Genomic DNA, 4,169 nt, shown 5'->3' with positions numbered 1-4,169 from the left:
GGTGCCGCTGGTGCTGCTGGCCGCCATCGTGACGGTGGACTTCGAGACCGGGGAGAAGTTCCGCGTCGTCTCCTGGATCATCCTGGTGCCGAGCATCGCCGCCGCGATCTGCGGGGTCGGCGCGACCACCACGTTCGCCCTGCTGTCCCTGGCCGCCTACCTCGCCGTGGACACCGCCTTCCCCGAGCGGTACCGGGCGGGCACCGCCGACTTCGTGCTGCTCGCGTTCGGCGGTGTGCTCGCCGTGGTCGCCTCCGTGGTGCGGACGCGCCGGGAGCGGCAGGGCCTGCACATGCGGGACATCGCCGAGACCACCCGCCGTACGGTGCTGCGCCCGCTGCCGCCGAACTGGGCCGGCCTGGAGCACGCGGGCGTGTACCTGGCCGCCGACGTGGACGCGCGGGTGGGCGGTGACTTCTACGACATCCAGCCCGGCCCGAACGGCACCCGGGTACTCCTCGGGGACGTGCAGGGCAAGGGCCTGGGCGCGGTGGAGACGGCCGCCGCCCTGCTGGGCACCTTCCGCGAGGTGGCGTACCACGAGCCCGACCTGGTGACCGTGGCCGACCGGCTGGAGGTGCGGATGTGCCGCCACCGGGGGCACACCGCCGCGCTGGGCCGGTACGACGGCGACCGGTTCGCCACCGCGCTGCTGCTGGGCTTCCCCAAGGACGCGCGGGACGCCGTCGAGGTGATCAACTTCGGGCACGAGCCGCCGCTCGCCGTGGGCCCGCGCGGAGTGCGCCCGCTGCCCGGCGGGGAGCGGCTGCCGATCGGCTTCGGGGACCTCACGGGGGCCGTGGAGCCCGGCGCCGGACCGGGACCGCCCGCCTGCCGGGTGCGGCTGGACGAGGACGAGACGCTGCTGATGGTGACGGACGGGGTGACCGAGGCCCGCGACCGCGCCGACGAGTTCTACCCGCTGCTGGACGACGTGGCCCGCGCGGTGGCCGCCGACCACGGCCGGGCCGCGCCCCGGCGGCTGGTCCGCCTGGTCCGTGAGGGCGTGCTGCGGCACACCCGGGGCCGGCTCGACGACGACACCACCGTCTTCGCGCTGCGCAGGCTCCCCGAGCCGCAGTCCGACCCCGGCCCCGCGTCCACGACCGGGCGACCTTCACGGTGCTGAGCCGCGCCCGCCCGCGTGCAGCGGTTACGGTGCTGGCTGACCGGCGTAACCGGCCGGCCGAACACAGGGGGAGGCGCCATGCCCGGAACCGTGCTGCTGCTCGCGGCCGCGCCGCTGGGCCGCGGCCGCCTGGTGGACGCGGCGGGCGTGCTGCCCGTACTGGGCGCGGTCGCGCCCTCCGTGCTGGCGGGCACCGACACCGCGCACGTGGTCGAACTCGCCGACCCGCTCGACCCGCAGGGCGTGCTGACCCGGCTGCGCGCGGCCGCCGCCGCGTCCGGCCCGCTGACGGTGTACGTCACCGGGCAGCTGCTGCTGGACCGCCGCCAGCGGCTCCCCCACCTCGCGCTGGCCCGCACCACCCCGGCCACCGCCCGCTACACCGCGCTGCCCTGGCACTGGCTCAAGGACGAACTGCGGCTCCGCCCCGCCGGGACCACCCATCTGCTGCTGGACCTGCACGCGGACGCCGAGACCTGGGCCGATCTGGCGGAACGCCCGCTGGACTCGGGCCGTACGGCCGTCGTGCACGGCCGGATCGCGCCCCCGCCGGGCCGGCGCCGGATCGCGGAGCCGACGTGCATGCGGGCTGTGGCGGCGCTGCTGCGCGGCGGGCACCGGCCGCCGGTCGCGGAGCTGCACCGGCGGGCGCTGGACCGGATCGCGGCCGAGCTGCCGTCCAACCTGGTGCTCGCCGCCCCCGACGACGAGGGCGACCCGCACGCCGCGCTGAGCGCCGCCGTCCGGGCCGGGCGCCATGCCGACGCCGACCGGCTGGCCGCCCGCCACCAGGAGGCGGCGGTACGGCGGCACGGGCCCGCCTCCGAGGACGCCCTGCACTGGGCGGAGGTCCGCGCCGACCTGGCGATGTTCGCGGGCGACCCGGTGCGCAGCTGCCGCGCCTGGCTGGGCGTGGCCGGCTTCCGCCTCGCCTCCGGCCACGCCCCCGACGCCCCCGCCGTGGAGTCCGCGGTGGACCGCGCCCACCACCAGTGGAGCCGCATCGAGGACGCGGACCGGGTACGCGAACTGGGGCCCAAGCTCGCGGAGTTGCGGGCCCGGGTACCGGGACGCCGGGAGGGCGCCCTGGACGCCGTGCGGGAGAGGCTGGAGCAAGTCCAGGACAGCTGAGGTCACTCGGCGCTCATGCCGCTGACGGCGTCAGGCGGTGATCACCAGGTGAAGCCCTCCTGGATCTTCATGCAGGCATCCGTCCTCTCGCCGCTCAGTACGGCCGCCGACTTGGGGACCTCGCGCTTGGCGGGTTCGGGGAAGCGGTCCCCCGAGGGCCAGTCGGCGCCGACGACGAGGGTGATGTCCCGGGCGTCGTCCACCGCGCGGACGCGGGCGGCGGGAATGTTCAGCTCCTTGGCCACCGCCAGGGCGTCGCCCCTGAGCGTGGTGCCGGAGTAGAGGACGGAGGTGCCGGGCTCGGTGGCGGGGGTCTTCTCGTCGAGGGTGTGGGTGAAGCCGTGGTCGCGGAGGATGCCGGCGACCGCCCCGGCGCGGTCGGGTGCGGGGGACTCCAGGCCCGCGCCGGTGCCGTTCTCGACCCGGACGGTGATCTCGGCGGGGGGCGCGGCCGGGTCGGTGGCCTTCGGTCCGGGGTCCTTGGTGCCGCGGCCGTCCAGCGGGACGTCGTCGCGGACCATGGAGACGAGCTTGTCGGCGTCGTCGGCGGCGGGCACCAGGCGGTTGCGGTCCTGCGACCACGGGGTGGTGGGCAGGGTGGTCATGGTGATCCGCTCGGTGGGCACCTTCTGCAGCTCCATCGAGAGGTCGTACAGCTTCTTCACCGTGCCGAGGCCCTCGTCGACCGTGAGCGCGCTGGTCGCGGCCTCCGCGAGGCGCCGCATCTCGGCGGGGTTGCCGAGGGTGGCGTCGGCGCGGAGCTGGCGGACCATGGAGTTCATGTACATGTGCTGGGCGTGGGTGCGGCCGACGTCGGTGCCGTCCTCGAAGCCGTAGCGGGTGCGGAGCCACTGGAGGGCCTGCTTGCCCTTGACCGGGTGGGTGCCCGCGCTGAGCCTGAGGCCGGAGCCGTGGCCGCTCGCGGTGTGCGAGTAGACGTTCTGCTCCACGCAGACCGGGACGCCGCCGATGGCGTCGGCCATGGCGACCACACCGGAGAAGTCGACCATCATGAAGTGGTCCACGGGGATGCCGGTGAGCCGCATCCAGGTGGCGACCGTGCAGCCGGGGCCGCCCCGGCCCAGCGACTCGTTGGCCATCGCCAGGCTCAGCTCCGGATACACCTTCTTGGTGACGGGGTCGGTGCAGCGGGGGATCGGGACCATGGTGTCGCGGGGCAGGCTGATCACCGACATGTCGTTCCGGTCCGCCGAGACGTGCAGCAGCATCTGCACGTCCGCCAGCGGGGGGCGGCCCACGTCGCCCTTGGAGCCGCCGAGTTCGAGGTCGTCGGCGGTGTTCCGGCTGTCCGAGCCGATCAGCAGGATGTTCAGCGGGGTACGGCCCGCCGCGTCCGGGGTGGCCGAGGGATTGGGGCTGTCGCCGAGGTTGAGCGGGGCCTTGGCGAGGTTGCCGTTGAGGTGCCGGTAGTACAGGTAGCCGGCGGCGGCGGTGCCGAGCAGGAGCAGGGCGAGCGCGAGGGCGGCCCAGCGCAGGACGCGTTTGGCCCGCTTTCCCGGCGGCGGCACGGTCTCGCCGGTGGTGTCCGGTGCCCCGGTGTCCTCCGTGCGCAGGCTGCTACCCGTCATCCCCCGTGCCCTTCCGCCCTGGCCCCCCGACCCCGGCCACCGAAAAGAAACCCCGTTCAGCGGCGAGGCGGTTCGCACTTCGTGAAGGGCCCGGCCGGATCGTGGCTCACCCTAATCGCGGGGTCCGCTGTCAACTGTTGACGGTGAGATATTCCACTCCCGTACAACCGGTCTTTCGGTGGGGTTCGGGAGGATTCGCCGGGCGGCTTGGGGTGGGTTTTACTCGGGGTTGGGCGAGAAACCCCCTTGCGCGACAAGGCGTTGGAGTTGTCAGGGCTGGGCGTGCCGGGCGACGGGCTCGGGAGCGGCGCCCGCCGCGC

3 protein-coding genes are annotated in these 4,169 nt (G+C 74.8%); 2 read left to right on the top strand and 1 reads right to left on the bottom strand.

The genetic code is table 11. The annotated features are described in order from the left end of the window. Window position 1: 1 nt before the first annotated feature. Both CCN33_RS29430 and CCN33_RS29425 read left to right on the top strand, forming a co-directional pair. Complete coding sequence (locus CCN33_RS29430) at window positions 2-1,129, top strand: PP2C family protein-serine/threonine phosphatase (RefSeq protein ID WP_086696390.1); 1,128 nt, start codon at window positions 2-4, stop codon at window positions 1,127-1,129. A gap of 78 nt (window positions 1,130-1,207) precedes the next feature. Further along, window positions 1,208-2,260 carry a hypothetical protein gene (locus tag CCN33_RS29425; RefSeq protein WP_086696389.1) on the top strand — a complete coding sequence of 351 codons (1,053 nt, stop codon included), beginning with the start codon at window positions 1,208-1,210 and terminating at the stop codon, window positions 2,258-2,260. 41 nt (window positions 2,261-2,301) lie between these two features. Here CCN33_RS29425 and CCN33_RS29420 read toward each other — a convergent pair whose 3' ends face one another. Then, window positions 2,302-3,849, bottom strand: coding sequence for an LCP family protein (locus tag CCN33_RS29420; RefSeq protein ID WP_208621956.1), 1,548 nt, complete (start codon window positions 3,847-3,849; stop codon window positions 2,302-2,304). Window positions 3,850-4,169: the final 320 nt, after the last annotated feature.

It is taken from the genome of Streptomyces recifensis (assembly GCF_002154615.1).
In the GTDB taxonomy this organism is placed as follows: domain Bacteria; phylum Actinomycetota; class Actinomycetes; order Streptomycetales; family Streptomycetaceae; genus Streptomyces; species Streptomyces griseoluteus.
The sequence above is the reverse complement of the archived record's forward strand: the minus strand, read 5'-3'. Positions and strand labels throughout refer to the sequence as shown.